Raw genomic sequence first — 25,774 nt, forward strand, 5'->3', positions numbered from 1 at the left:
CCGGCTCAGTGCCGGCTTTTTTTTCGCCCATTCCTCGGCACCGGAGCAGGACTGAAAACATCAACTCCCGGTACCGGATCGCGAGTAATCAGACGACCGGATGGACGACAAAAACCTCCGGGTCATGGCGATGCTCGCCAAGCAGCCGGCGCACGCGCTCCTGCCAGAGCAGGCCGAAACGCTGCTGCTCGGCCGGAGAGCCTTCGCCACTGATGCACCGGGCCATCAGCGCGGACAGCTCCGGAGAGGCCGGCACTTTGCCCGGATAAGCGGCGGCGTCCACCTGCGCACCAGTGTCGAGGCGCGAGAAGCGTAGGTCGAGCCGCAAGCTCGCGTTGAATCGCATCAAGCCGCGCCGTACGAAACGGCTGTTGAGCCCGGCGAAACCGCCCTCTCCCGCAGCGCCAGTGAGGAGCGTCACGACACTGGCCACAACGCCGGTAACGCCTTCCTCATAGCGATCGGCAAACTCGACCGACACGCCGCCGCGCTCTGGCATCTGGTCGTCATAGAGCGCCTTCAACGCAAGACACGTCAGCCAGTACGCGGAAGCGACGGTTGGACAGGAGTGCCCCGCGAGCTTCACGGCATCCAGATAGCTGTAATCGAAGATCCCCGTATTGCTGGCTCCGAGAAACTGCGCCAACGGCTCGCGCACAGCGAGATGAGGGATCGTGTCGAAAAACCCCGGGTGACTCATGGCAACTCCTGATTGTGATCGGACACCAAATGGTTGTTGCTTCCCCTTGCGGTGGCGTCAGGGTCTTCGGCCAATGCATCGAGGGTCGCCGACGCCAAGAGCGACTCGGCAAGTGGAAAAAGCTCACGCTCCTCGAACCGCACATGCGCCGTCAATTGTTCGCCGAACGATACGAGCATCCCGACGTTCCCTCCATCCTCAAGACGGCCGATAGTACCCCTCATCGTGTCGTGTTCGGCGCGCACACGCTCACTGGCACTGCACGCACCGGCTGCTATCAATGCCGGCAATAATCGTGCTTCCTCTGCTACGAAATGCGGTTCGAGCTCACGCCTGAAGACGCGCAGGGCTTTGGCGATCAGCGCCGCCGCTTCGCTCGAACCTAAGGTCATTGCCGCTCGCGCCTGTTTCGCCAGGACGAGAGCCTGGTGATGCTCACGCGACCATTGCGCAAGACCCGCGTGCCGTTTCATCTCTTCGTTCTCCGCAATCGATAGTCAGGACACTTTCCGCGGGCGCCAGCGCCCGGCGCAACCACTCCGTGTTCCATCGCATCCATAAGTAGTACAAAAAATGTTGCTTTAAGAAATCAGCATCGCTACAATTAAGCGGTATTTATTTTACCGCTTTAAGAGTGGTAATGACAAAGGCAGCGTTTTCCCTTCCGTTCTCAGGGAATGAGCAAGCCGCCGCGTCGTTACCGCGCATCGTCAATCCAACGTACAGGGAAACCGCCATGCACAACACCCGCAAGCTCTGGACCTGGCTCGCCGTCATCTGCGTGCTCTCGTTCACCGCGCTCGGTTGGGTGGGCACCGAGATTTATCTCAACGCCCCGCCGATTCCAAAATCCGTCGTCAGCGCCAAGGGCGACGTTCTCTTCTCCGAGGGTCAGGTTGACCGAGGTCAGGAAGCCTGGCGCGCCGCCGGCGGTCAACAACTCGGCACCGTCTGGGGCCACGGGAGTTACCTCGCGCCCGATTGGTCTGCGGACTGGTTGCATCGTGAGGCGGTAGCGCTGAGGGAAATCTGGGCAAAACGCGATTCCGGTACTGCTTACAAGGATTTGCAGCCGGGACGACGGGCGCAACTTGATGCCAACCTGAAGGAAGAAATGCGGCGCAACACCTACGACGCCTCCAACGGCTCCATTACGCTGTCGCCTGAACGGGCCGAAGCGGTGAAGCAGGTCGCGGCGCACTACGCCGGTCTCTTCGGCAACGAAGCATCGCTCGACGCGCTACGTGCTCAGTACGCGATGAAGTCCGGCTCGCTGCACGATCCCGTCGACCGAGAGGCGCTGACGGCATTCTTCTTCTGGAGCGCGTGGTCGGCGACCACCGATCGTCCGGGTCAGGCCGACCTCAGCTACACGAGCAACTGGCCGCATGAACCGCTCGTCGGTAACACCCCGACCGCGAATACGGGCATCTGGTCGGTAGCCAGCGTGATTCTGATGATCGGGGCCATCGGCGGCATGATCTTCTTCCATTCGTCGCGCAAGGAAGAGGACGACCCCGCCGCACCGAAGGCCGACCCGCTGTTCAATTTGAAACCGACGCCATCGATGCTGGCAACGCGCAAGTATTTCTACGTGGTCATCGCGCTGATCCTCGCTCAGGTCGGCATGGGCGTCATCACCGCCCATTACGCTGTGGAAGGGCAGAGTTTCTTCGGCATTCCGCTCGGCGAGATTCTTCCATACACGGTTAGTCGTACGATCCACACGCAGTTTGCCGTGCTGTGGATCGCCACCGCGTGGCTGGCCACGGGGCTTTATATCGCACCGGCGATTTCCGGCGTCGAGCCGAAATTCCAGAAGTTCGGCGTGAACTTCCTGTTCTACGCTTTGCTGCTCATCGTCGCCGGATCGACCCTCACCGGCTGGCTCGGCACGTTGCAGAACATCGGCAACAGCTTCAGCTTCTGGGTCGGCAATCAAGGACTCGAGTTCACGAGCATGGGCCGCGTGTGGCAGATCCTGCTGTTCGTCGGTCTCATCCTGTGGGTGACGTTGCTCGGGCGCGGCTTGTGGCCCGCGCTGAAGAGGCCGTCCGAGAGCCGCGGCGTACTCGCCATGGTGTTTCTGTCGGCCGTCTGCATCGGCGGCTTCTACGCCACCTCGCTGACTTGGGGGCGGCACACGCACTATTCGATGATCGAGTACTGGCGCTGGTGGCTGGTACACCTGTGGGTCGAAGGTTTCTTCGAAGTGTTCGCCACCGCGGTCATTGCCTTGCTCTTCACTCGGCTCGGCCTGATTCGCGCCGCGACCGCCAATAGCGCCATCGTGCTGGAAACGATCGTCTTCCTCTTCGGCGGCATCCTCGGCACGCTGCACCATCTCTACTTCACGGGCACGCCTACCTCGGTGATCGCCATCGGCGCCATGTTCTCGGCGCTTGAAGTGGTGCCGCTGACGATGATCGGCGTCGAAGCCTATCGGAACTACCACCGCGCCCAAGCCGCGCCGTGGGTCAGCGCTTACAAATGGGCGATCTTCTCGTTCATCGCCGTCGGCTTCTGGAACCTTGTGGGCGCCGGCTTGCTGGGCTTCTCGATCAACACACCGATTGCGCTTTACTACATGCAAGGCATGAACATGACGGCGGCACACGGCCACGCCGCGTTGTTTGGCGTCTATGGCATGCTCGGCATTGGACTGATGCTGTTTTGCCTGCGTGGACTGGTAAATCGCTTTGCGTGGTCCGACAAGCTGCTGGCTGTGATGTTCTGGTCGGTCAACATCGGCCTGGCAATGATGGTCTTCATATCGCTCGTCCCCGCCGGCCTCTACCAGGCCTGGGCCAGCATCACGCATGGTGTGTGGTTCGCACGCTCGCCGGAGTTTGTACATTCGTTCCTCATGGAACTCTTCGTCTGGCTGCGTGTTCCAGGGGACATCGTGTTCGCGATCGGGGTCGCGGCGCTCGCGTTGTTCGCGCTCCGTCTCTTGAGCGGCGGAAAAGCAACGGCAAGCCAAGGAGCTGGAGAAGCGACGACGCTAAGATCCGTCACGCCCGGCGCCTAACGCTGACGCCTTAGAGCATCTCCGCTTGAGGCAACGCCTGGCCGCCATCGCGGTCAGGCGTTTTTCATTTGAGATCAGGCCGGCAGATAAAAGAAGGCCAAGCCGAGAATCAGGTAGACGGCCAGCAGCATCACGCCTTCCATCCAGTTCGTTTCGCCGTCATAGGTGATCAGCACGACGATCAGTGCGGAGCAACCGACGGCAATAATTTCGAAGGTGGTGAAAAGCAGGTTCATCGGCTGTCCGAACAGGTAGCCGCAGAACACAAGCAACGGCGCAACGAACAATGCAATCTGGATACTTGAGCCAATCGCGATATTGATCGCCAGGTCCATGTGGTTCTTGAGCGCCATCATCACCGCGGTGCTGTGTTCGGCGGCGTTACCGACGATGGCGACCAGAATGACGCCGATGAAAATGTCCGTGAGGCCCCATATTTTGGCGGTGTGCTCAACGGCGCCGACGAGGAACTCGCTCATCACCGCCACCAGCGCGGTGGCCACCAGCAAAACCAGCATCGATTTTCCCTGGCTCCATGTCGCGACATCGAGCGCCTCGTCGGACTCTTCCGGCGACTCGCCAAGATATAGATGCGAATGGGTGCGCAAGCTGAAAATCAGGCTGAGAAGGTAGCAGGCGAATAGAACGATTGCGATTTCGAGACTCAATTCCTGCTCGTGCGGCTCGGGGCGATCAGACACGAGCATGTGGAAGATCGCCGGGATCACCAGGCCGACAGTCGACAGCGCGAGGAGCGTCGTGCCGACCGAAGTGGCCGTGCTGTTGAAACGCTGCCGCTTGTAGCGAAGACCGCCGGCAAGCACGCTCGCTCCGAGCACGAGCAAAACGTTACCGATGATCGATCCCGTGATGGACGCTTTGACCACGTCCAGCAGCCCTTCCCGCAAAGCGACGAGCCCGATGATGAGCTCCGCCGCGTTACCGAAGGTCGCGTTAAGCAACCCCCCAATGCCGGCGCCGTGGTGTTCCGCCAAGTGTTCCGTCGCGGTTCCCATCAGACCGGCCAGCGGGATAATTGCCAGTCCCGACGTCACGAAGATCCACGCCGGGTCAGCATGCATTAACTCCAACACAGCGCATATGGGGATGAAGACGAGGAACGTATCCAGCGGCGTGATCTGAAGCGAACCGATTTTCATGGTTGTTGTTCTCCGCGAAGTTCCGGCGCAGCCAACGCCGGTAGGGACGGATAACGGTCGCGATTCGAAGCAGCCCGTACTTAGCGCCGAGACTGCCCGGCCGCAAGCGTTCTTGAAGAGGCTGAGGACGATTCTACTCGGCGCAAAGGCGTAACGCGAAGCCCCCTTCCGCGTGTTGCTGGGCGCGTGCCAGGCACACTACTCGACCTACCTAGCCTTCTTTTCCGTCCTCGCGAGGCCGTACGTAGATTGGGACGAAACGCGTTCCCCAGGCCACAAAAGCCGCCAGGGCAATGACGGCGGATGCGACGTAAAGCGGCTGTTGCCACCCCGGAACCACATCGGCGGCCACCCGTGTGACGGCAACCCCGTGCATGAGCCAATACAGCGACCAAGTGAATCGGCTAGCGACCAATGGGCGCCCGGAGTGGCCCAAGCTGACGCGCGTAACGAACCCGAGCAGCATCGTCGCGAAGAAGCCGATCGTGAGCGCGTGCAAAGGCGCGAAACCGAGAACGTAACGGTCTTGAGCCTCGAACAGTCCTTGCAACGAGAATAGCGCGAGGGACACCGCCGACCAGGCAAGGGAGGCATGCAGCATCGCCAGCAGAGGAACCTTGAATGACGGCACGAGGCCCCACCGCCAAACGGTATAGGCGAGAACAGCGGCAAACAACGCGTCTACGGGCCACGTAGCCACACCGAGCATAGCCAGTGCGCCATGCATCCAGGCGAACCCAACCAGCGCAAGGAGGAGTACAGGAGGATTCCATACGACGTAGGGGACGAGAACGTTCCCACTGAAAAACGGAACCATCCGGTGGGAGACGATGAGAAACACCGGCAGGAGAAAACCCCACACACCGAGATGCACCGCGGCCTGCCACACCCCCGCACCATAACCAGCACTCCATGCGATGGCCATTAGCTGGGCGAGTAAACCGAGGATGAAGGCGGCGGCGATCAAGTGAGCGTGCCGTTTGTCAGGAACGTCGCTGGCACGGATACGCCCGATCCACACAAGAACCGCGGCCGCCCAGGAGATCGCATGAAGGGCTATGCCAAACGGCAGCGCCGCAGGGACCCATCCACCGCCGAGCACGAGCAAGGTGCCGAATCCGTAACCCACCATGACCGGGACATAGACGCGCAATGTGGGAGCCGCCACCCGGAGCCACCGCGGACCGGCCGTGTAAATAAACCCCAGCATGAACAGCGGGAAGAATCCGAAAAGCATCAGATATCCGTGCAACAGCATCGCCGGCAGAATCATGCCGAGAGCGGCACCGCGCACACGGGCCAGCATTTCGACCGCCCACCAGCCGAGGCTCAGGAGCAGCAAGACACAACCAAGGAGAAACCCGATACGGTGGGGGGCGACGAACGCGGTAATTTTCTTCATGCTGCAAACCTTTCAATTCCTCTCGGGCACCCGAAGGCTGAAATCCGGATTCCACTCGCCCATTGCATCGGGTCGTTGTCCGTATCACCGCTCGGATGGACCGCGCATGAGGAGTCGGCGGAATCACTGCGTTCTGCCCTGACTAGCAGGGACATCAACGAGCCAGAACCACACCGTTTCAATAGACGGTCAAACGCCCAACAGAGTTTCGCCGAGGGTTTATAACAAGTATAATTTATACATCTTAATACACACTTTGACCGGCGCCAACAGACGCCAGGAGCAAACACCATGCGCCTGACCAGTTTTACCGATTACTCGCTGCGTGTCCTTATGTATTTGGCATTGAAACCGGAGCGGCTGGCCACCATTCCGGAAATCGCCAGGGCGTACGACGTTTCAGAGAATCACCTGATGAAGGTGACGCAGCTATTGACGCGCTCCGGTGCGGTGGCCTCGGTTCGCGGCAAAGGCGGCGGCATCCGCCTGGCACGTCCGGCACAGGAAATTCGCTTGGGGGCCATCGTGCGCGAAGCCGAAGGGAACAGTCCGATCGTCGAGTGCCTCGGCATACAGCCACAATGCAATCTGACGCCAGCCTGCCGTCTCAAAGGAGTGCTTACCGAGGCCTTCGACGCGCTCTATGCCGTTTTGGATAAATACACGTTGGCCGACATGGTGAGCCAGCCGAAAGTGATGGCCAAGCTGGTGCGGCTCGAAGACGTGTTCGGGCACGGAGATGCTCAGCGCCCGACCGGTCCGCGAAAAACCGGTAAAGCCCTAGCCTCCTGACCCAAACCACCGGCTCGTTGTCGGATCGAACCGCCCGATCCCTTAACGGGACACGGAGAACTCAACAGAGGATTGCGGCGGCCACGTAGCCACGACGGCCACGCTTGAGGAGCTTGCTCAGCCGCCGCTCTGCTTCGTCCGGAGTCGAACACGCATGATCGAGGAAAGCGTTGCATCCGGCCCAACGTCCCTCGGGCGTGCGCAATGCGACAATCGGCCGTCCGCCGTCGACGACGCCGACGAGGCACTGAGGCCCCTCGTCGGCCAAGGGCCACGCCGCCGCCACGAGATCCATTGCCTCATCGCGCGGAATGCACATGGCGATCAAGGCATCGATGGGCGAATCGCATTCGATGCAAAGAATGGCAGGGAAATAGCGAACGGCAGAAGGATTCGGGGAAACGAGCGTAGTCATGGACGGGTTCTAGCACGGCATGCCTCACTTGTAAAACAAACCGGCAACGAGGCACAATCCTCCGTTCACGGAGTATTTTCGATGCAGTTCGATGTCGTCATCGTCGGCGGCGGGTTGGCCGGCCTTTCCTTGGTCAGCGCCCTGCGCCACACCCGGTTGAAGCTGGCCCTCGTAGAGGGCAAAGCACCCGTTCGCCCCACCGGCTGGGATGCGCGCGTTTACGCCATCAGCCCGGCCAATGCCGATTTCCTCGCGCACGTCGGCGCTTGGAAACACCTCGAGAGCGAACGAATCACGCCGATCTTCGCCATGAAGGTTCTGGGCGATGCAGGCTCGCGCCTTGAGTTTTCCGCTTACGAAAGCGGCGTCCCGGAGCTCGGGTGGGTACTTGAATCCTCGCTGATGGCCTGCGAACTCTGGGAAGGCGTGAAGCGGCAAAGTAACGTAACGCTTTTCTGTCCCGACGAGCCGAGTTCAATCGAGTTGAACGAAGACGGTACCGAACTCGCCCTCGCCGACGGCCAGTCGCTGTCGGCGCGGCTTATTGTCGCTGCTGACGGCCGCGACTCCTGGGTGCGCAACAAGGCTGGCCTCGCCGCTGTGGAAACGTCCTACGGCGAGATGGGCGTGGTGGCGAACTTCGAATGCGAACGGCCCCACCGGGGCATCGCGCGACAGTGGTTCCGGGACGATGGCGTCCTCGCCTGGCTGCCGCTGGCCGGCCAGCGCATCTCGATGGTCTGGTCGACGCCCGACGCGCATGCGCAAGAACTGCTTGCTCTCTCGCCCGAGGCTCTGTGCGAGTACGTAGCCGCCGCGGGAGAGGGGGAACTGGGGAAGTTCGCGCCGCTCACTCCCGCCACGGCTTTCCCCCTGCGCCTGATCCGCGTTCCCCGCACAGTGAGCCGCCGCGTCGCGCTCATCGGCGATGCCGCGCACGGTATTCACCCCCTCTCTGGGCACGGCATCAACCTCGGTTTCCAAGACGCGAAAGCCCTCGCCGAGCTCCTGGCCACCGTGCCGGAATGGCAGGACATCGGCAACGAAAAGGTGCTGAGCCGCTACCAGCGTGCAAGGCGAGAGGAAACCGTATTCATGCAGTTCGCCACGCACGCCCTGCACGAGCTCTTTCGTGAGAAACTTCCTGGCGTGAAGCCTCTGCGCAATCTCGGAATGTCGTTGACCAACGTGGCTTCCCCACTGAAGAACCAACTCGTGCGCTACGCGATCGGCGCACTTTAACCCCCGAACCACCGATCCAGACGGAGAATCCATGTTGAAAAAGCTGCTGTCGCTCGTCCTTTGCATCCTCCTCAGTCAGGCCGCCACGGCGGACGAGGCCAGCGTCAAGAAGGCCATCGAGGCAAAGCTAGGAGCCAAGGTCGTCAGCGTCACCAAGAGCCCCTACCTGGGCCTTTACGAGGTCTATGGCGAGGGCCAGATCCTTTACACGGACGAGAAGCTGTCGGTGATCATCGCGGGCACGCTGATCGACGGCAAGACAATGAAGAACGTCACGGCCGAACGTATGCAGAAGCTGACCGCGATCAAGTTCTCCGATCTCCCGCTCGAACTCGCCGTCAAGCAGGTGCGCGGTGACGGCAAGCGGATTCTCGCCACGTTCGAGGATCCGAACTGCGGCTACTGCAAGAAGCTGGCGAAGGACATCGCCAAGCTCGACAACATTACGCTTTACACCTTCCTCTACCCGATTCTGTCGCCGGATTCGCTGGAAAAGTCGAAGCAGATCTGGTGCTCGGCTGACCGCGCAAAAATGTGGAACGAGTGGATGCAGGAGGGCAAGGCGCCGACAGGCAAGGGAGATTGCGACACCAGCGCCGTGCAGAAAACTGTCGAACTCGGACGTTCCCTCAACGTTTCCGGCACCCCGACGCTCGTTTTCGCCGATGGCGAACGTGTCCCCGGCGCCGTTCCGATGGCGCAGATCGAAAAGAAACTCGACCAGCTAGTTGGCAGCAAATAAACCTTCTTAGAAGGCCTGCGGGCGACTCTCTGCTCCTCGGGGCATAGCGGCGCCCGCGCTGTTTTACCGCCGACTCTTCTCGTTTTCGAGTGCCCGCGCAGTAATTGCGTGGTAAAGAGAAGTCACCTTGGCCGCGAGTTCCTCGTACTCGGGGTGGCGGTCAAGCAGAGCGCGCAACTCATTGCTGTCCTCAAATACCCGCTCGAGAAACTCGATATCCAGATCATCGAGTAAGTCACCGCCATTGACCTTCGCCTCGAGATCAAGAGCTCGCGGCAACCACTGCTCATCCAGGCGCTCGACAAGCGCGGCGAGAATGCCTTTGTCGTCGGGTTGGCTATCCATCATGCGTAGCCCAAGTTGGTTGATCGGCGGAAAAGCGTTCCGATTAGGTTATAGCTGGAAGGCGAGCCAAAGCAACAAGCCCTCGGCCAGATCGCGCAGCATCGACGGAGTGCGCGCCACGTACGGGCGACATTGCAAGCGGCGCGCCTCGATCCAGTGTGCAAAGGCCCGCACCGCCTTGCGATCGTAAAAGGCGACCATCATCTCGTAATTGAGAAACAAGCTGCGGCCGTCGAGATTCGCCGAACCGACGAGTGCGAGTTCATCGTCGATGATCACCGCCTTGGCATGGATCATCCGCGGGTACAGCCACACGCGCCCTCCCGAGCCGACCAGATCGCGCAGTGCACGATGGCGTGCGAAGTCCGCAATCCGGTGATTGGACTGTTCCGGCAACACCAGATCCACGTCAATTCCACGCCGCGCCGCGAGCGAAAGCGACGTCAGCAAGGATGGGTCGGGCACGAAGTAAGGCGTGACGGCGAGAATCCGTCGCTGCGAAGTAAAGCCGCCCGAGACAAGCAAGGTATGCACCGTGTCGTCGGGCCGATCAGGACCGCTGGCAACGAGCTGAGCCGAATTCGACGCGGTGATCTCGGCCGGCTCCGGCTCTTCAATCGCAGCCGGCAGCTTTTCGATCGCGAATGCCCAGTCCTGCTCAAATTGGATCCTCGCTTGCGCGGCGATCGGGCCGGACACGTCAAAGCTCAGATCGACCCATGGCGTACGCCGCAAGAACGGCCGACGGTCGCCCTCGAAATACTCGGCGGAGAGGTTGCGCCCACCACACCACAGGCGGAGGCCGTCCGCAATCACCATTTTGCGGTGGTTGCGTAAGTTGGTCCGCCCCCGCTTGGGCGAGCGGAAGGGCGGAACGAAACGCACGACCTCGATGCCCGCCTCGCGCAGGCTTCTCACGTCCGGATAACCGCCCAGGTAAATGCCTATCCCGTCGATCATCAGCCGGACATCGACGCCGGCGCGGGCCCTTTGCTTCAGGCGCTCGGCGATCTCGTCCCCCAGGACGTCGCGGCCGAAAAGAAAGGTACATAGATCGAGGGTATGCTCGGCACCGTCGATGATTTGCCGCAGAGACTCGAGAGCGCCTTCCCCACTTTCGTGGACATTTAGCGATTCGTAAGGGACAGGTTCCGGCAGCCCCATGGCACGGCCCAATTGAAGGCTTCGCGCGGCGGTCGCATGGGTCGCTGCGGCACGTGGCCCACCACTCGAAATCATATCCCGGGGCTCCCCCACTGGCATTGGCGAGGCAGCGATCTTGCGGCTGCCGAAAGCCAGGTAGAGGGGCAGCGTCACGAACGGGACAAGAATGATTCCCAAAACCCAGGCGATGGCAGCCGATGGGTGCCGACGCTGATGCAGGCCGTGCGACGCTCCGACATAGATGAAGAGCCCCGCCGTGACGAGGACGACGTCGATCACTTCCCAGTGACGATCGATCAGGCCGGCGGCGACAGACCAGAGATTAGTCATTACACACCCTGCTTGCGGTCGCCACTTTGCCGAAATGGTGGGAGAATGAAAAAGCGGCGTCGGCCGCACGCGAGACACAGAAGCGGAACACCCGAGGACGGGCGACCGTCTCAACCCGGGCGCGAGTAAGTAGGGCGCTGGTGTTTCGCGATTCGGTCGTACAGTGCATGGCTGCATTCTAGCAGCATGAAAAGGTGCGCCCTCTTCGCCCCGCCGCAGCCGGCGTCCCCTACGATCAAGAAAGGCAGGAAGTCAGATGTATTACGGTGAGCGCTTGAATGCTTGGACCCATCTCATCGGCGCCGTCCTGGCGGTTTCCGGGGCCATCGCTCTGATCGTCATGGCGTCCCTGATGGGCGACCCCTGGAAGATCGTCAGCGTGTCGATCTTCGGTGCCGCCCTCGTGCTGCTCTACAGCGCCTCAACGCTCTACCATAGCCTGCGGGGCCGCGCCAAAACGATATTGCGCAAGCTAGACCACCTCTCGATCTATCTGCTCATTGCCGGCACATACACGCCGTTCTGCCTTGTCACCCTGCGCGGTGCATGGGGCTGGTCGATTCTCGGAGCCGTTTGGGGGCTGGGCCTGATCGGCATGCTGCAGGAAATCAAGCCAAGGTCTGAAGCGCGCGTGCTGTCCGTGGTGATTTACGCCATCATGGGATGGACGATCGTGGTCGCTCTCGGCCCCCTCCTCGACCGCCTGCAAACAGCGGGGTTCGTGTGGCTGGCTGTCGGTGGTGCCGCCTACACGATAGGCATCATCTTCTATGCCTTCGACAGCCGGTTCCGGCATTGGCATGGCATCTGGCATCTCTTCGTAATCGGCGGCAGCCTCTGCCATTACGTGGCCATCGCGGGGTATGTGATATAGCGGCTGGGTTGTTCGGCGTTGCATTGCGGGCGTATTGATTGGGTTGCCTCGCGACACGCCACGCCATGCCATGCGTAGCGGCCTTCCTCTCATTATTTCGCCTATCAAGGCGTTAGGCATCCAGGCTAAAGTATTCGCGGGATCTAGGACCACTAGTGGAAATCTCGACTCGCCGTGCGCAGGTTTCCTAGCCATGGCGACAAATCGACGAGCCGCTTGGCGACAAGCAGAACAACATTGTTCTCCGATTGCAGCTGACCGTAGACGCCCAAGAGGCTGGCACTCAGCACCTCGCGGCGTTGCCGATTCACGAGCCAGGGATGCACGATTACGTTGACCACGCCGGTTTCGTCTTCAATGGTGATGAACACGCTCTTGGCCGATCCAGGCTTTTGGCGACACGTCACGATTCCCGCCGCGCGCGCCACACCGCGATCCGGCGCAACAAGAACTTCAGCGCTCGTCGTGAACCGATGCTTGTTCAATTTTGGGCGCAGCAAAGCCAGCGGATGGCGGCCCAGCGTAAAACCGACAGTATGAAAATCGGCCGCAATGTTTTGTCCTTCGCTAGGGGCAGAAAGCCTCACCTGGGTTTCGCTCACAGGAACGGCCTCGAGTAAATCCCTCTGGCGTTGCACGCCCATGACATCCCAGGCGGCCTGCCGACGGTGTCCGCTCAAGGAAGCAAGTGCTCCTCCGGCAGCGAGAAGACGCATATCGCGCGCGTCGAGTTCGGCTCTCGACGCCAGATCCTCCACCCGGGAAAAACCGCGCGCCGCGCGCGCCTGGGCAATCCGCTCGGCGGCTTCCTGGCTAAAGCCGATTATTTCACGCAACCCCAGCCGAACCCGAGGGCGCGGCGCGTCCAGGGCAGCGAGTTTGCTTTCCCAATCGCTGAAGCACACATCGACGCTGTCGACTTCCACACCATGTCGGCGCGCATCCTGAACGAGCTGCGACGGTCGATAAAAACCCATCGGCTGGCTATTGAGCAACGCACACAAAAAGGCTTCCGGCTCGTGGCATTTGAGCCACGACGAAGCGTAAGCAAGCAACGCGAAGCTGGCCGCGTGCGACTCCGGAAAGCCGTATTCCCCGAAGCCTTCGATCTGGCGGCAGAGCGACTCGGCGAACTCGCGGAGGCCTTTGGCTTCCATGCCGCTGCGCAACTTCTCCTTGAATTTTTCCAGGTGTCCTTTCTTTTTCCACGACGCCATGGCGCGCCGTAGCTGATCCGCTTCGCCCGGCGAAAAACCGGCGGCCACCTGAGCAAGTTTCATCACCTGTTCCTGAAAAATAGGGACGCCGAAAGTACGATCGAGCACAGCGTCGATATCGGGGCTGATTTTCTGCACCGATTTTTGCTCGGCATGCCCTTTCAGATACGGATGCACCATGCCGCCCTGGATCGGGCCTGGCCGTACGATTGCCACTTGCACCACCAGGTCGTAAAAATGCCTTGGCCTCAACCGCGGCAACATCGACATCTGCGCGCGCGACTCGATCTGGAAGACACCCACGGTATCGGCTTTGCAGATCATGTCGAAGGTAGCCCCATCTTTGGGGGGGATATCGGCAAGCGCCCATGGCTTGCCGCGCCTGACCGAAACCCAGTGAAGTGCGCGTCGGATGGCGGTGAGCATTCCCAAGGCAAGAACGTCCACCTTGAGCAGCCCAAGCGATTCGAGATCATCCTTATCCCACTGAATGACGGAACGATTCGCCATCGCGGCGTTCTCGATCGGTACCAGGCGGGAGAGCGGTCCGCGGGAAATGACGAAGCCGCCCACATGCTGGGAGAGATGGCGCGGGAATTCCATCAGCGTTTCAGCGAGGACCAGCCAGTTCAAGACCCGTTCGCTGTCCAGGCTCAAACCGATTCCCGCCAGCCGATCAGGAAGCTGCTCGCGCCTGTCCCACCATGAGAGCGAACGGGATAGCGCCGAAATCTCGGATTCACCGAATCCCAATGCCGCACCTACATCGCGCAGCGCGCTCTTTCTTCGGTAGCGAATGACCGTGGCGGCTAAGGCCGCCCGGTTGCGCCCATACTTTTCGTAAATGTATTGGATGACCTCTTCGCGTCGCTCATGCTCGAAATCGACATCGATGTCGGGAGGCTCGTCCCGCTCCAAGGAAATGAACCGCTCAAAGAGCAAATGCGCACGGGTCGGGTCCACTTCCGTAATTCCTAACGCATAGCACACCGTCGAGTTGGCGGCGGAACCACGGCCCTGGCAAAGGATTCCTTGGCTTCGGGCAAACTGCACAATGTCATACACCGTCAGAAAAAACGCTTCATACTGCTTCGCGGCGATAAGGGACAACTCCTTCTCCACGCCCTCGCGAATGCTCTCTGGAATACCTTTGGCATAACGACGGCGCAGACCGGCTTCGGTTTCCTGGCGAAGATAGGAAGCGGGCGTGTGCCCAGGAGGAACAATCTCTTCCGGGTACTCGTAGCTCAGCGTCTTGAGGTCGAACGTGCAGCGGCGCGCAATCCGGATGCTTTCTTCAAGCAACTCGCGCGGATATAGCCGGGCGAGTCGGACGCGGGAACGTAGATGGCGCTCGCCATTCGGAAAAAGCGCCCGCCCCGCATCGAAGACCGTCGTACCCAGCCGAATCGCAGTCAACGTATCCTGCAACGGACGTCGGCTGCGGACGTGCATATGCACGTCCCCGCAGGCCACCAGCGGGGCACCGAACTCGCGTCCGATTTTCTGCAGAGCCGCCAGCTTTTCCGCATCGTCGTGCTCGCACAACAACTCCGCGGCAATCCATAGACGCGGAGCCTGCGTGTCCGCATCCTGAGGAAAACATTCGGCTAGCCATCGCGCTTCATCCGCGTTCGGAGATGGCCCGGGCAGCCACAGAGCCAGGCAATCGGGTATCGCTCCCCGCGACGAAATCGGGGTGAAGTCCGCGCGGCACAAACGATAACCGCCCTTGCGCGCACGCCCTCGCGCCAAGGTAATCAAAGCGCAGAGATTGCCATAGCCTTCACGGTTCTGGGCCAGCAAAACGAGTTTGAGACCGCATTCCAGCACAAACTCGCTGCCCACAATGAGCTGTGGTAGCTGCAACGGGGTAGTCGGTTCCATACCATCGGCCAAGGCCTGCTTTGCTTGAGCCGCATCCTCTTCGCGCAAATCCTTCAAGGCCTGCCAAGCCTGAACAACGCCGGCCACGGAGCATTCATCGGTGATTGCGAGCGCCTGATAACCACGTACCAGCGCCTGCTGGATCAATTCGCCGGGTTGCGACGCCCCTCTGAGAAAGCTGAAGCTGCTCACGCAGTGCAACTCAGCGTAGTCGGGTAAGGTCGTCATGCGAAAAGCCCGTGCAACCACCAACCTTCGGTATCTCTGAAAATCCACAACCAGCGGCCATCTTCGTGAAAGGCAACGTAGTAGTCGCGCCGCACATCGGCTATGCCGGACCCGCCCCGTGCAACCGCCGGACTCGCATCGCTTCCGGCTTGTCTATCCATGAGAGAACCATCCCACCAGCCGCTTTCGATCCGTTCAGGGCCGGCAACGCGTTCAAGCAAGCCCTCATGAAAAAGACGCCCCTCTCGCTCTTGGATGGGGAGAGGTTTCGGCAATAACCAGAAAGGTCGAGGTGGCCCGGAACGCAAGAATTTCTCGCGCGCTGCCGCCACATATCGGGTGGCGCACTCGGGCCGATAATCTTCCCGGACACTTATTCCGTGGATGGCCTCTTGCCCCAACCGCGCCCGCAGACGCTCGATCACGGGTTCGAGAGAACCGGCGGAAGACTCTGCGAACAGCCCTGCCGTCTGGCCAGGTAGTTCGACGGACTCCTTCACTTCGAGAGCAATGTCCGTCACCGGAGCGGGAATTTCAAAGTGTGCCAATCGCTCACGCGTCACCCGCTCCATCCGCTCGACATCCCGGGTTGCCCCGGAAAAAGCCAGGATCAGGCGCGTCGGAGGTTGCCTCTCATGCGTGAGCCAGAGCGTGCACTCGTTGATTCCAGAAGACCGTGCGGCAAGCCACCCGGAGAGGCTCGCGAGCAGACGGCGGGTCGCAAAGAGCAGCATACTGCTCGACTCCACTTTCGCAGGAAGTTCGAGTTTTTGTAAGAAGGTTTCAGGAAATACGAAAGGCGTACGAAAGTCCGGGGTCTCACCCAGAGCCTGGTCGAGTCGCTGGGAAAAATCGACGCCCAGGCGGCGCGCTATTCCAGCCCGCGGCAGCGCCATGAGTTCATGCATGAAGCGAATGCCGAACGAAGCAAGGACGCTACGCTCGGCAGAGGAAAGCGACATGACCTCGACCGGCAAAACCGCCAAGTAACTCTTGAGGTGTTCTGGCTGCAAGCACCCTTTTTGCCCGGCCCGGGCAAACCACTGTGCCGCCATTGGTGTCGGCGCTACGGCCATATGTATGCTGAAACCTTGCGCTTGTACGCCATCGCTCAAGCGCTTGCACAGGGTTTTCAATCCGTTGAAAAGCCGGAGGCAGCCACCAATTTCGAGCAGCAACAAGAAATCCGGTGAAGACACGCTGACATGCGGCGAGAAATTTCCCAGCCAACACGCCAGCCCCTCCATGGTCGTGGTTTCGCGGGCAAGACTCCGCTCATGGATGCGCAGGTCGGGTGCTATTCCTAAGGCTCCCGACAACCGCATCCCTGCGGTAATTCCCAATTCATCCGCCGCCTGGTTGCCGCTGACCACACAGTGTTGAACAGTGGTTACCGCTGGTTCCTCGCTCGCTTCGAAAACTTCGACCGGCAAGCGGTGGAACCATAACGCGAGCCACAACGCGTTCATTTACTCACCACCGTCAGATGAGCCTTGGTGCCCGACCGTGGGTATGGGGAAGATTCGTGAGGCGCCAAACGCCCCCATGGAACCGGGCGTTCGACGGGTAAGACCAAGGTCTGCTCGCAAGGCGGCCCACGCCGCTTGAATATTTCCACCTGGAGCCCGACCCGGCCACCTCGGACCGCGAGACGGTAAGGTGCTGGCGATGAGTTCCTGGCGCAGCTCAAAGGTCGAAACATGAAAGCCAGGGTACGCCGGCCTTCAACGGCGAGCTGCAAACGTCGCAATGCTTTGACCCCCAAGTTCGAAGGAAGCCAGGCGAGTACAGCGCCGAGAGCTCCACAACCGAGCAACAGCTCGACGCACCACGGAACCTCCTCGCCCTTCGCATCCACCTGGAGCAGTTGTCGCAGCGGGAAATGGCTCGCCCACGCGGGCGCATGCACCTTCGCCGGAGGCGCGACAACAGCGAACGGGGCGGTAGCATCCAACTGACGAAGCGCCGGAAGTAAAAACGAGACCTCACCTCCGCCCGGAGACGCCACCAGCAACTCGATCAAGACGCCGCGTGGCCAGCCGCCACCGGGAAGTTGCGCATCCAGCAAAGCAAAACCGCTGGATACAATGCCCCCCTCCGGTGCGGCAAGTTGATTTCCTTGCCAAACATCGGAACGTTGCAGAAGGTCAGCGAGTTGGACAGGCACGGAAGGAGTCCGACGGAAGCGCTACAAACATACTGTAATTATATACAGTAATCGAGAGGATTCCAGCCGTCCTGTTGTAGCCCTTTTAATGCTTCGTCACGGCAGCCCTTTGACACTCGATGGGGCGTTGCGATCGGAGGGAAGTTCTGGCTATGAGGCCCCGAGCCGGCGATATCAGTCTCTCAATGTCTCAATGAGGTCGCAATTGGCGAAGGCCCCACGCTATCGCCCCTTCCCCCACGGAAAAGCTATACGATTAGCCGGCCTCACCCTTTGCGGACAGAACCGCCGGTTTCCACGCCAAGCCGACGAGGGCGATTGCGCAAAAAGCGCTCCCTGCGTAAAAAGTGAGAGGCGCGCCGAAACGATCCCAAAGCAGGCCCGCCACAATGCTGGCGACCAGCATCGCCATACCGCTCACGAGGTTGAAGAAACCGTACGCGGTCCCACGCAGATCGGTCGGTGAGACATCGGCGACCATGGTGGCGAGCAACCCTTGAGTCATACCCATGTGAACACCCCATAGCCCGACGCCGACCAGGACGGCTGGCCAATGATCGCTGGCCGCCAGAACCAGATCGGCGGCAATCAGTAACACCAGGCCCAGCACCAGGAGAGTTGTATGACTCATGCGGTCGGAGAGCTTGCCGAACGGGTAGGCGGACGCCGCATAGACAAGATTCATGGCGACCATCACGAGCGGCACCAGCGCCACCGGAATACCTCCCTGCTGTGCCCTGAGGACCAGAAAAGCTTCGCTGAAACGGGCCAAGGTGAGTGCGGCGCCCACACCGACCACCCACCAATACGCCCGCCCCAATCGCTTCAAGTTCTCCTTCCGAATCGGGTTCGTACGTTTCTCGCTGACATGCTGCCCGGGCTCGCGCACCCCGAGTAACAGTAACCCGACAGCCGCCAGACCGGGAATGACGGCGACCCAGAACACGGATCGGAAGTCATCGGCCCAGAGCAGCATCAGCCAGACAGCCAACAGCGGACCGAGAAAGGCCCCGACGGTATCGAGCGACTGGCGAAGACCGAACGCCGCTCCGCGCACTTCCGCTGGTGCGATATCAGCCACGAGCGCATCGCGCGGCGCACCGCGAATCCCCTTGCCGATACGGTCGAGCAAGCGAGCCGTGAGCACGACGCCAATGACCGGCGCGATGGCAAAAAGCGGCTTGGTTAACGCACCGAGGGCGTAACCGAATAAGGCCAACGGTTTGCGTTTACCCAGGTAGTCGCTGAGCACGCCCGAGAAGACTTTGACAATCAGCGCCGTGGATTCCGCCAGCCCCTCGATCACCCCCACGATCGAGGCGCTGGCCCCGAGGGTGCCAACCATGAACAAAGGCAGCAGGCTATGGATCATTTCCGAGGAAATATCCATGAGCATGCTCACGAACCCGAGAACCCAAACCCCTGCAGGGATTCGCTGCGACATGGGTGTCATATTCGACATTGATGGCCGGCTCTCTCTGTAGTGCTGAAGCGGTCAGACCCGATACGGAAATTCTCGAGGCCTCAAGCGTTCGGCTTGAGCCAGACCCTGAAGCAACTGCCCTGTGGGTACAAGTTATGTACCGTAATCTGCCAACCCTGGTGCGCGCAAATTCTCTTCACCAACGAGAGGCCAAGACCCAACCCCTCGCCCCTAGCTTGCGGGCCGCGGACGAACGGCTGGAAAATCAGGTCGTGTTGCCCGGAAGGAATACCCGCGCCGCTGTCCTCGACCCGGAAGCCCCCTGCTTCAAGAGTCAAACTCACGTGACCGTGATCGGTGTAATGCAGGGCATTACGCAAGAGATTCGCCATGACGCTGCTTAGCAAGGTGTCGTTGTAGCGACCATCGTCGTGACTTTCTGTGACGCATCGGAAATCCAACCCCTTCTCGCGTATCAGAGCTCCCCAATGGGCGCATTGCCGCTCCGCCACCTGCGCCAAGCGGGTCGTAACCGAAACGTCGATTTGATCGGCTTGTCCCCGCGCCAGCAGCAAGAACGTCTGCGCCAATTCCTGCATTTCCTCTGATGCGCGATTGACGCGCTGCAAAAGCTCTTGTTGCCGATCATCCAGAGTCGACTGCTGGAGGATTTCGCAGGAGGTCGCAATAACGGTCAACGGCGTGCGCAACTCATGACTGACATCGCTCGTAAACAAGCGCTCACGCTCCAGCGATTGCCGAAGTTTCCCGAAAGTGCTGTCGAAAGCCGTCGCCAATTGGCCGACCTCGTCGTCCGGATACTTCGGCGCGAGGGGAGGCGCCGACGGTGACAACTGCTCTTGACGGCGCACTTGCCGAGCGAGATGGCTAACCGGCGCCATGACCTTCCTCGCCATGGTCCGGCCGATCAGCCACGAACCAAGAACAGCCAGCACAAACCCAGCGAGCGTCGTATTGAACAGCGCCTGTTCGCGGTTTTCGAATTCACTTTGTTCCTGCGCCAAGAGATAGCGATCCCCGTCGGTGACCCGAGTGTAAATGTGAAACGCCCTGTCTCCGTCGAATACTTCCGAGAATCCTTCATTGAGGTCGGCATACGATTCGGGGATCGGGTATCCGGGCAGCTTCGACGAATAAAAACGCGTGCTGGAATCCAGCCGAGGCAAACGACCTTGAGGCAGGTCTTGCTGCAGAACAGCGTCCAGTTGGTGACGCAGCGCCTCCGAGACAAGACGTTGTTCGACGATGTGAACGACAGCTACGATACCCAGCGAGAAGCCGCCGCAGACGATAACGGTCATCAGCACAAAAGCGATGACGATACGCCGCGCAAGCGGATGTTTAGACGTCACAGTCGGTTTCCGCCAAGCGATAGCCGATCCCGTGCAAGGTATGTAGCAGCGGCTTCGCGAAGGGCTTGTCGACGATCTGCCGCAACTGGTGGACGTGGCTGCGCAAGCTGTCGCTGTCCGGACAATCATCGCCCCAAAGAGCCTCTTCCAGCACCTCGCGGCGCACCACCGCCGGACTTCTCTGCATCAAGATCGACAACAGCTTCATTCCGATCGGATTGAGTTTGAGCGCCTGCCCGGCCCGTGCCACGTGCAGCGTGTCGAGATCGTAAACAAGATCCCCCACGACGAGCCGACGTTTGCGACCGCCATGGGTTCGCCGCAAGATCGCTTCAATGCGCGCGACCAACTCGGACAACGCGAAAGGTTTGACCAAATAGTCGTCGGCCCCCGCCTGAAGCCCCTGCAGCCGATCATCCAACGCATCGCGGGCGGTCAGCATAAGAATTGGCACTTCGTTTCGTGCGCCTTCGCGCAAACGCTTGCTCACCTGGTAGCCATCAATACCAGGAAGCATGATATCGAGCACGATCAGATCATAGTGCTGCGAACAGGCCAGGCGCAGGCCGCTCACCCCATCTTGCGCGCAATCCACGCCAAACCCCTTGAGCTGCAAGTAATCCAGCACGTTGGCCAGAATATCATCGTTGTCCTCTATGACCAGAATACGCATGCATCCCTCATTCAACGCAGCGAGGATGAGTCGCCATTTCCATTGCCGATGGTATTTACGCCCTTCCTGCTTGGCCGGGTCCTTGTAAGTCCCCTTTGTCGAACCGAAAGCTCGGAGGGTTCGGGCAGCCTTCGCTGCTCCTCGCAGTCGGCCCCTTGCGGTTACCAATACCTTAGCCTGTGACGATTTAACCTGGCTTAACGCTTGGTTGACGTTTTTTTCACGAACTCTCGTGCAAGCTGTTTGCTTAAGGTCCGGTGTTCCTCTTGCCCTGGGCGGCCTTCACCTGATTGCAACACTACATTGATTCACTCGCTCGTCGCGCCGGAGAGATCCAAGCGTGGCGCCCTATTCTGTTGCGGAGCAATGTATCTGTGCAAACCCCTCAAGCAATTCGCCTGAAACCCGACGCGCGATGCTTTTGGCTAAACGCCTGGCTACTTACGCCGATCGCAATACTCGTCAGTGTATTCAGTCTGGTCATATATTTCCGATCTGCCAACGCAGCAATTCCTGATTTTGGCCCCAGCTCATCGAAGAGTATTTCGACGCTCCGCGCTCATTGGGCAGTGGGCGGAATCGTTGCGCTCGTTCGACACATGGAACGCTGTGACCGCTCTACCGCTCCTTGTCTTGATGGAGCGGACGGCATCACCGCCAGGGGTAAAGAGGCCGCTGCTGTCGAAGGTGCCATTTTTGAGCAGCTTGGAGTTCAAAACTCGGAGGTTTTCACAAGCCCCACGACTCGGACGAGGCAAACTGCGAGATATATGTTCAGTCAGACGGTAGCGGAGCAGCAATGGCTGGGTAATTGTGACGATTTGACGTTCGGCGAAATCTCTCAGCATAAGACACTGGGACGCAATCTGATTCTTGTCACTCATAGCACTTGCATCGAGAAAATCCAGAAAGAAATAGGAGTCCGCCCCCCGCGAAAACCAGCATACGGCTCCATAACATTCATTTCTCTCGACGGGAAAACCAACACGCCGACCGCCGCCGAGTATATGGAAGTAGAACAGTTGATTAAGGACCTCCGAAAAGTGGACGAATCGGGCGATCTAGGGAAATACTTGCCACGCTAGCTTGCCACTTTTCGTTCGTGCCATGAGATTTTATCGGCCCCTGCTTCTCGCCACCGTTGCCATTGGATGCTTGCTGTTCTTCTGGGGACTGGGCAGCATTCCTCTCCTCTCCTATAACGAGGCACGGCGAGCCATTCCGACGAGCGGCATGCTCGTGTCCGGGGACTGGCTGTTGCCGCGCGTGAACGGCGAACTCTACCTCAGCAAGCCTCCATTGCTGTATTGGATTGCGGCCGCGTTTTCTTGGTTATCAGGGTCTGTCAGCGAATGGACCGTCCGTCTTCCTTCCGCCTTATCCGCAACGGTCATCGCCATCGTCGCGTACCGGTTTGCGCTGCGCCAATTCGGAGCGTGGCCGGCCTTGTTCGCCGTGCAAGTGTTAATCGCCAACACGACGTTTGCGATGTTTGCCCGCCGCGCCGAGATCGAGATGTTGCTGACGGCGCTGTGTTTCTGCTCACTGTTGTCTGCCCTGCACTACACCCGCGGCGGCGGACACCGCCAATGGCTATGGCTGAGTTATTTTCTATTGGGTGCCGCCGTCTTGGCGAAGGGCCCTGTGGCTCTCTTGTTCGTCACGCTTCCTCTGTTAGCCGACGCGCTATGCCATAGGCAACCCAGACTTTGGCAAGCGCTACGCGACCCGGTTGGCTGGGCGATTTTTCTAGTCATCGGATCATCCTGGTTCCTCGCCGTGACATGGCGCATGGGCTTCGGTATCTGGCACGCCATCGTCCAGAAGGACATGGTCGAAAAGATGTCGGGCGCATCGGCGAAACCGCTCTTGATGTACGTTTTTTGGCTCTTGGCCGACTTTGCCCCTTTCTGCCTCCTGGCATTTGCGCGGCCGCTGGCCACATGGCGCAGGTGGAAGGATGACAACTTCCTTCTTGCGCTGATGCTCGCCGTCGGATTGCCGCTGCTCGTGTTCTCTCTGTTCAGCAACAAACACGCAAAGTATTTGCTGCCGACATATCCGCTGGTTGCGATTCTCTTCGCAAAACGTTTGGGCGAACTGCTGGAAAGCGCGACCCCGATCGTGCGGCGGTCACTTCTTGCGATGGCCCTGATTTGTCCAATCGGCTATGCCGTGTTTTACGCGGCAGTCGAATCCCAGGTATTCGCCTATCGCTACACCGCTTTCCCAAAATTCTCTGCGTGGCTAGGCACGGTGGGCAACGTGCCAATGTATGGGTACGTCGATCTCGATGAAAGGCTCATCTATTACGCCAAGCGCGACATCCCTGTTCTGGAAGAGTCCTCGCTTAGTGAAATGCGGTCGGCAAACGCATCCTTCCTGCTCCTCGTCGAAGGCGCCCGAACTGACGAGATAGCACCCATCGCAGACTGTAGAGTCAACGAATTCAAGCCCTACCTGAAACGAGGAAAGACACTAAAGGTATATGGCTTCGGTTCGGTTTGCGTAGCCTCGGGCCGGGCGCTTGGCAACTAATCACCGTAATCCTGACGTACTATGACGGGCCGCGGTTCGCGACGTGCAGAACGTTCGTCGCGATGCTGGCACGAAATCGTCTCCGCACTGACCGGCTGATCCTTTCCCGAACGGCAAGTACGGACTCTGACCCCGTGACGCGTTCCATCAACGCGTGACGTCAATCTGACTTAGCCCCTTAATCGAGGGCAGCACCGCAAGTCCCTCCGAATACCCTATTGAATGCTCGCGAGGCCGCTTTGTCCGGCTTTCAATTTGGCTGCCCCGAAAACTCCTTCAGATCGTCGGCTCAAGAATACGGTATCGTGGGCCGAATCGAGATTCGCATCGGCCGATCGAGTTACCTCGGCGCAACGGGCGAAGCCATCGGTGGAGAATAAACGTTTCGCAATAGCCTCATGGCTCCACGCCGCCAAGTCGTTTCTTTGTTCGCGCTCGGTAGACAGCGCAGGTCCCGCTTGAAGGCGCACGGTCAGCGAACGGCAAGAGAGAACCGACATCACGCTTTGAAACAGGCTCGTATCGCCCGCGTAGGCAGGCAAGAGGCTCTGTTGCGCACGCGCGTCGTGATAGGACAATGCGATGGGCAACACCTGACGTTTCGCGTCAATCGCGGCTTGAAACAGGGCGCTGCGGAACGGTAGCACGAGCGTTCCATCCGTACTTGAGCCTTCGGGGAAGAACATGATGGTTTGCCCACGCCTGAGTTGATTCGCGATTTCCGTGCATAGCTGCTTTGCGTCTCGGGCACTGTCCCGGCGCAGGAACAGCGTGTTCGTGCGGGAGGTGAGCCAGCCTATCACCGGCCAGGCTCGAACTTCCGCCTTCGCAACAAAACAAGCCGGCGATAGGGCATTAATGGCAAAAATGTCCAACCACGAGATGTGATTGGCGACGAGCAACGTACCCGAAGGGAGGTCTCGAAATGGTGCCTCGACGGCGATATTCAAAATGCGGAGCAAGCGCGCCGACCACCGCCGCTTGACGGCATCGCGCCGTTCTGGAGTCCAGTGAGGATATAGGGCGGCTACGACGAAGAGCCCGAGGAGCAAATGCACCGCGAGCCGGCACGCGCGATAAGCCACGGTCGGCAGGGGCGTCCGTGGGTCGGGAACACGCGTTCTCTGCGCAACGCCCTCCATCATCTTCCAACGAAGTGTTTGGCATAGCGGTCACTCAACCGGGACATCGGCATCAAGATCGGCAGATCGGCGGTGTTGAAATCGGGATCCCAGGCGGGCGCTCCGCATACATAGGCGCCTGCCCGGATATAGCCTTTAATAAGAGGAGGAACTTCTGCCGGACCGTCATCGCGAAGCGCGGAAAGCGGAAGCGGGCATCGCGGGAAGACACGGTACTCCATCGGCCCCAGATGCGTCTCCAGCTGTCGATAAACGCTAGCGGCAGCATGCCCGCCGTCGGCCATGCTGATGCTTGCGCAACCGATTAGGTATTCATACCGGTTCTCGGTCATGTACTGCGCGAGGCCGGCCCAGAGCAACGAAATGGTCGCTCCAGTGCGGTAATCGGCGTCGACACAAGAACGGCCGATTTCCACCATCTGCCGACGAAGATGGCCCAGACGGGCCAGGTCGAACTCACCCTCCGAATAGTACCTGCCGAGGATTTGTGCGCTTTCGGGCGATAGAACGCGATAGGTGCCGACGACAGTCCCGTCATCCTCGTTGCGTACGATCAGATGGCTACATTCGTGATCGTATTCGTCCTGATCAACGCCCGGAGTGGCGCATTGCAACTTGGCTCCGAGTTCTTCCGCGAAGACACGGTATCGCAATTTTTGCGCTTCCAGGATCTCGCGTTGCGTACGGGCAAAACCCACGGAAAGGCGGGGACGAGCGCGCAGAGAGCGCTCAGGCTGTTGGCGTAGCGGGGTCGAATGGGTCATGGCAGTCCCTCCTATAAGTTGAAGAGACTGTAGGGAGATGTGTTTACGGTTCGGTTATGCCGCCATTACGAAACAATGACCCAAGAGCGACGCGCCTCGCTTTCGCGTATTCGAACCGTCACTCGGCACGATTTCGGGAGCCAGGGGCTGGTCAGTAACGCCGCC

The 25,774-nt window shown here is 59.8% G+C and carries 22 protein-coding genes; 7 read left to right on the forward strand and 15 right to left on the reverse strand.

The annotated features are described in order from the left end of the window. Window positions 1–88 precede the first annotated feature (88 nt). Window positions 89–700 (reverse strand): hypothetical protein, encoded by a 612-nt coding sequence (locus tag NZ453_RS07055; RefSeq protein ID WP_263769768.1) that lies wholly within the window; start codon window positions 698–700, stop codon window positions 89–91. Continuing rightward, window positions 697–1,173 (reverse strand): hemerythrin domain-containing protein, encoded by a 477-nt coding sequence (locus tag NZ453_RS07060; protein WP_263769770.1) that lies wholly within the window; start codon window positions 1,171–1,173, stop codon window positions 697–699. The genes NZ453_RS07055 and NZ453_RS07060 overlap by 4 nt, the downstream gene beginning before the upstream one ends. A gap of 167 nt (window positions 1,174–1,340) precedes the next feature. Here NZ453_RS07060 and NZ453_RS07065 point away from each other — a divergent pair, with 167 nt between their 5' ends. Continuing rightward, a complete protein-coding gene (locus tag NZ453_RS07065; protein WP_263769771.1) occupies window positions 1,341–3,731 on the forward strand; it encodes a nitric-oxide reductase large subunit in 2,391 nt (796 codons plus the stop codon). A gap of 74 nt (window positions 3,732–3,805) precedes the next feature. Here the strand turns inward: NZ453_RS07065 and cax are convergent, their stop codons facing one another. Then, a complete protein-coding gene (cax, locus tag NZ453_RS07070; protein ID WP_263769772.1) occupies window positions 3,806–4,891 on the reverse strand; it encodes a calcium/proton exchanger in 1,086 nt (361 codons plus the stop codon). A 211-nt stretch (window positions 4,892–5,102) separates the two neighbouring features. Then, entirely contained in the window at window positions 5,103–6,293 is a 1,191-nt protein-coding gene (locus NZ453_RS07075) for an NnrS family protein (RefSeq protein WP_263769773.1), read from the reverse strand. 291 nt (window positions 6,294–6,584) lie between these two features. Here NZ453_RS07075 and NZ453_RS07080 point away from each other — a divergent pair, with 291 nt between their 5' ends. Further along, complete coding sequence (locus NZ453_RS07080; protein WP_263769774.1) at window positions 6,585–7,085, forward strand: RrF2 family transcriptional regulator; 501 nt, start codon at window positions 6,585–6,587, stop codon at window positions 7,083–7,085. A 61-nt stretch (window positions 7,086–7,146) separates the two neighbouring features. Here the strand turns inward: NZ453_RS07080 and NZ453_RS07085 are convergent, their stop codons facing one another. Further along, complete coding sequence (locus NZ453_RS07085; protein ID WP_263769776.1) at window positions 7,147–7,500, reverse strand: hypothetical protein; 354 nt, start codon at window positions 7,498–7,500, stop codon at window positions 7,147–7,149. 81 nt (window positions 7,501–7,581) lie between these two features. On the opposite strand from NZ453_RS07085, the gene NZ453_RS07090 reads away from it, so the two are divergent. Next, complete coding sequence (locus NZ453_RS07090) at window positions 7,582–8,742, forward strand: UbiH/UbiF family hydroxylase (RefSeq protein WP_263769777.1); 1,161 nt, start codon at window positions 7,582–7,584, stop codon at window positions 8,740–8,742. Window positions 8,743–8,773: 31 nt separating this feature from the next. After that, complete coding sequence (locus NZ453_RS07095) at window positions 8,774–9,484, forward strand: DsbC family protein (protein ID WP_263769778.1); 711 nt, start codon at window positions 8,774–8,776, stop codon at window positions 9,482–9,484. 63 nt (window positions 9,485–9,547) lie between these two features. On the opposite strand, the gene NZ453_RS07100 is transcribed toward NZ453_RS07095, so the two are convergent. Further along, window positions 9,548–9,832 (reverse strand): hypothetical protein, encoded by a 285-nt coding sequence (locus NZ453_RS07100; RefSeq protein ID WP_263769779.1) that lies wholly within the window; start codon window positions 9,830–9,832, stop codon window positions 9,548–9,550. Window positions 9,833–9,877: 45 nt separating this feature from the next. Next, entirely contained in the window at window positions 9,878–11,323 is a 1,446-nt protein-coding gene (locus tag NZ453_RS07105) for a phospholipase D-like domain-containing protein (RefSeq protein WP_263769780.1), read from the reverse strand. Between the two features lie 256 nt (window positions 11,324–11,579). On the opposite strand from NZ453_RS07105, the gene trhA reads away from it, so the two are divergent. After that, a complete protein-coding gene (gene trhA, locus NZ453_RS07110) occupies window positions 11,580–12,197 on the forward strand; it encodes a PAQR family membrane homeostasis protein TrhA (RefSeq protein WP_263769781.1) in 618 nt (205 codons plus the stop codon). 152 nt (window positions 12,198–12,349) lie between these two features. On the opposite strand, the gene NZ453_RS07115 is transcribed toward trhA, so the two are convergent. From NZ453_RS07115 to NZ453_RS07135, 6 genes are all read right to left on the reverse strand, one after another. Further along, window positions 12,350–15,529, reverse strand: a complete 3,180-nt coding sequence (locus NZ453_RS07115; protein ID WP_263769782.1) for an error-prone DNA polymerase — start codon at window positions 15,527–15,529, stop codon at window positions 12,350–12,352. After that, window positions 15,526–16,998, reverse strand: a complete 1,473-nt coding sequence (locus NZ453_RS07120) for a Y-family DNA polymerase (RefSeq protein ID WP_263769783.1) — start codon at window positions 16,996–16,998, stop codon at window positions 15,526–15,528. The genes NZ453_RS07115 and NZ453_RS07120 overlap by 4 nt, the downstream gene beginning before the upstream one ends. Further along, on the reverse strand, window positions 16,995–17,696 hold the full coding sequence (gene imuA / locus NZ453_RS22155; protein WP_420851612.1) for a translesion DNA synthesis-associated protein ImuA: 702 nt from the start codon (window positions 17,694–17,696) through the stop codon (window positions 16,995–16,997). The genes NZ453_RS07120 and imuA overlap by 4 nt, the downstream gene beginning before the upstream one ends. Window positions 17,697–17,952: 256 nt before the next feature. Beyond that, a complete protein-coding gene (locus NZ453_RS07125; protein ID WP_263769784.1) occupies window positions 17,953–19,140 on the reverse strand; it encodes an MFS transporter in 1,188 nt (395 codons plus the stop codon). Window positions 19,141–19,220: 80 nt separating this feature from the next. Beyond that, a complete protein-coding gene (locus tag NZ453_RS07130) occupies window positions 19,221–20,492 on the reverse strand; it encodes a sensor histidine kinase (protein ID WP_263769785.1) in 1,272 nt (423 codons plus the stop codon). Continuing rightward, a complete protein-coding gene (locus NZ453_RS07135) occupies window positions 20,482–21,165 on the reverse strand; it encodes a response regulator transcription factor (protein WP_263769786.1) in 684 nt (227 codons plus the stop codon). Before NZ453_RS07135 ends, NZ453_RS07130 begins: the two co-directional genes overlap by 11 nt. A 374-nt stretch (window positions 21,166–21,539) precedes the next feature. Here NZ453_RS07135 and pmrG point away from each other — a divergent pair, with 374 nt between their 5' ends. Next, window positions 21,540–22,250 carry a lipopolysaccharide core heptose(II)-phosphate phosphatase PmrG gene (gene pmrG, locus NZ453_RS22265; protein WP_476746812.1) on the forward strand — a complete coding sequence of 237 codons (711 nt, stop codon included), beginning with the start codon at window positions 21,540–21,542 and terminating at the stop codon, window positions 22,248–22,250. A gap of 22 nt (window positions 22,251–22,272) precedes the next feature. Next, entirely contained in the window at window positions 22,273–23,703 is a 1,431-nt protein-coding gene (locus tag NZ453_RS07140) for an ArnT family glycosyltransferase (RefSeq protein WP_263769787.1), read from the forward strand. Window positions 23,704–23,918: 215 nt separating this feature from the next. Here NZ453_RS07140 and NZ453_RS07145 read toward each other — a convergent pair whose 3' ends face one another. After that, window positions 23,919–24,665, reverse strand: coding sequence for a lysophospholipid acyltransferase family protein (locus NZ453_RS07145; RefSeq protein ID WP_263769789.1), 747 nt, complete (start codon window positions 24,663–24,665; stop codon window positions 23,919–23,921). 179 nt (window positions 24,666–24,844) lie between these two features. Then, window positions 24,845–25,609: a GNAT family N-acetyltransferase gene (locus NZ453_RS07150; protein ID WP_263769790.1), complete on the reverse strand. Its 765-nt coding sequence runs from the start codon at window positions 25,607–25,609 to the stop codon at window positions 24,845–24,847. Window positions 25,610–25,774: the final 165 nt, after the last annotated feature.

The sequence above is a fragment of the Propionivibrio soli genome (genome assembly GCF_025770765.1).
In the GTDB taxonomy this organism is placed as follows: domain Bacteria; phylum Pseudomonadota; class Gammaproteobacteria; order Burkholderiales; family Rhodocyclaceae; genus Propionivibrio; species Propionivibrio soli.

Excerpts from the sequence above, each read along its gene's own strand:
- NZ453_RS07055 (WP_263769768.1), bottom strand. The coding sequence starts at position 700 with ATGAGTCACCCGGGGTTTTTCGACACGATCCCTCATCTCGCTGTGCGC.
- NZ453_RS07060 (WP_263769770.1), bottom strand. The coding sequence starts at position 1,173 with ATGAAACGGCACGCGGGTCTTGCGCAATGGTCGCGTGAGCATCACCAG.
- NZ453_RS07065 (WP_263769771.1), top strand. The coding sequence starts at position 1,341 with ATGACAAAGGCAGCGTTTTCCCTTCCGTTCTCAGGGAATGAGCAAGCC.
- cax (WP_263769772.1), bottom strand. The coding sequence starts at position 4,891 with ATGAAAATCGGTTCGCTTCAGATCACGCCGCTGGATACGTTCCTCGTC.
- NZ453_RS07075 (WP_263769773.1), bottom strand. The coding sequence starts at position 6,293 with ATGAAGAAAATTACCGCGTTCGTCGCCCCCCACCGTATCGGGTTTCTC.
- NZ453_RS07080 (WP_263769774.1), top strand. The coding sequence starts at position 6,585 with ATGCGCCTGACCAGTTTTACCGATTACTCGCTGCGTGTCCTTATGTAT.
- NZ453_RS07085 (WP_263769776.1), bottom strand. The coding sequence starts at position 7,500 with ATGACTACGCTCGTTTCCCCGAATCCTTCTGCCGTTCGCTATTTCCCT.
- NZ453_RS07090 (WP_263769777.1), top strand. The coding sequence starts at position 7,582 with ATGCAGTTCGATGTCGTCATCGTCGGCGGCGGGTTGGCCGGCCTTTCC.
- NZ453_RS07095 (WP_263769778.1), top strand. The coding sequence starts at position 8,774 with ATGTTGAAAAAGCTGCTGTCGCTCGTCCTTTGCATCCTCCTCAGTCAG.
- NZ453_RS07100 (WP_263769779.1), bottom strand. The coding sequence starts at position 9,832 with ATGATGGATAGCCAACCCGACGACAAAGGCATTCTCGCCGCGCTTGTC.
- NZ453_RS07105 (WP_263769780.1), bottom strand. The coding sequence starts at position 11,323 with ATGACTAATCTCTGGTCTGTCGCCGCCGGCCTGATCGATCGTCACTGG.
- trhA (WP_263769781.1), top strand. The coding sequence starts at position 11,580 with ATGTATTACGGTGAGCGCTTGAATGCTTGGACCCATCTCATCGGCGCC.
- NZ453_RS07115 (WP_263769782.1), bottom strand. The coding sequence starts at position 15,529 with ATGACGACCTTACCCGACTACGCTGAGTTGCACTGCGTGAGCAGCTTC.
- NZ453_RS07120 (WP_263769783.1), bottom strand. The coding sequence starts at position 16,998 with ATGAACGCGTTGTGGCTCGCGTTATGGTTCCACCGCTTGCCGGTCGAA.
- NZ453_RS07125 (WP_263769784.1), bottom strand. The coding sequence starts at position 19,140 with ATGTCGCAGCGAATCCCTGCAGGGGTTTGGGTTCTCGGGTTCGTGAGC.
- NZ453_RS07135 (WP_263769786.1), bottom strand. The coding sequence starts at position 21,165 with ATGCGTATTCTGGTCATAGAGGACAACGATGATATTCTGGCCAACGTG.
- NZ453_RS07140 (WP_263769787.1), top strand. The coding sequence starts at position 22,273 with ATGAGATTTTATCGGCCCCTGCTTCTCGCCACCGTTGCCATTGGATGC.
- NZ453_RS07150 (WP_263769790.1), bottom strand. The coding sequence starts at position 25,609 with ATGACCCATTCGACCCCGCTACGCCAACAGCCTGAGCGCTCTCTGCGC.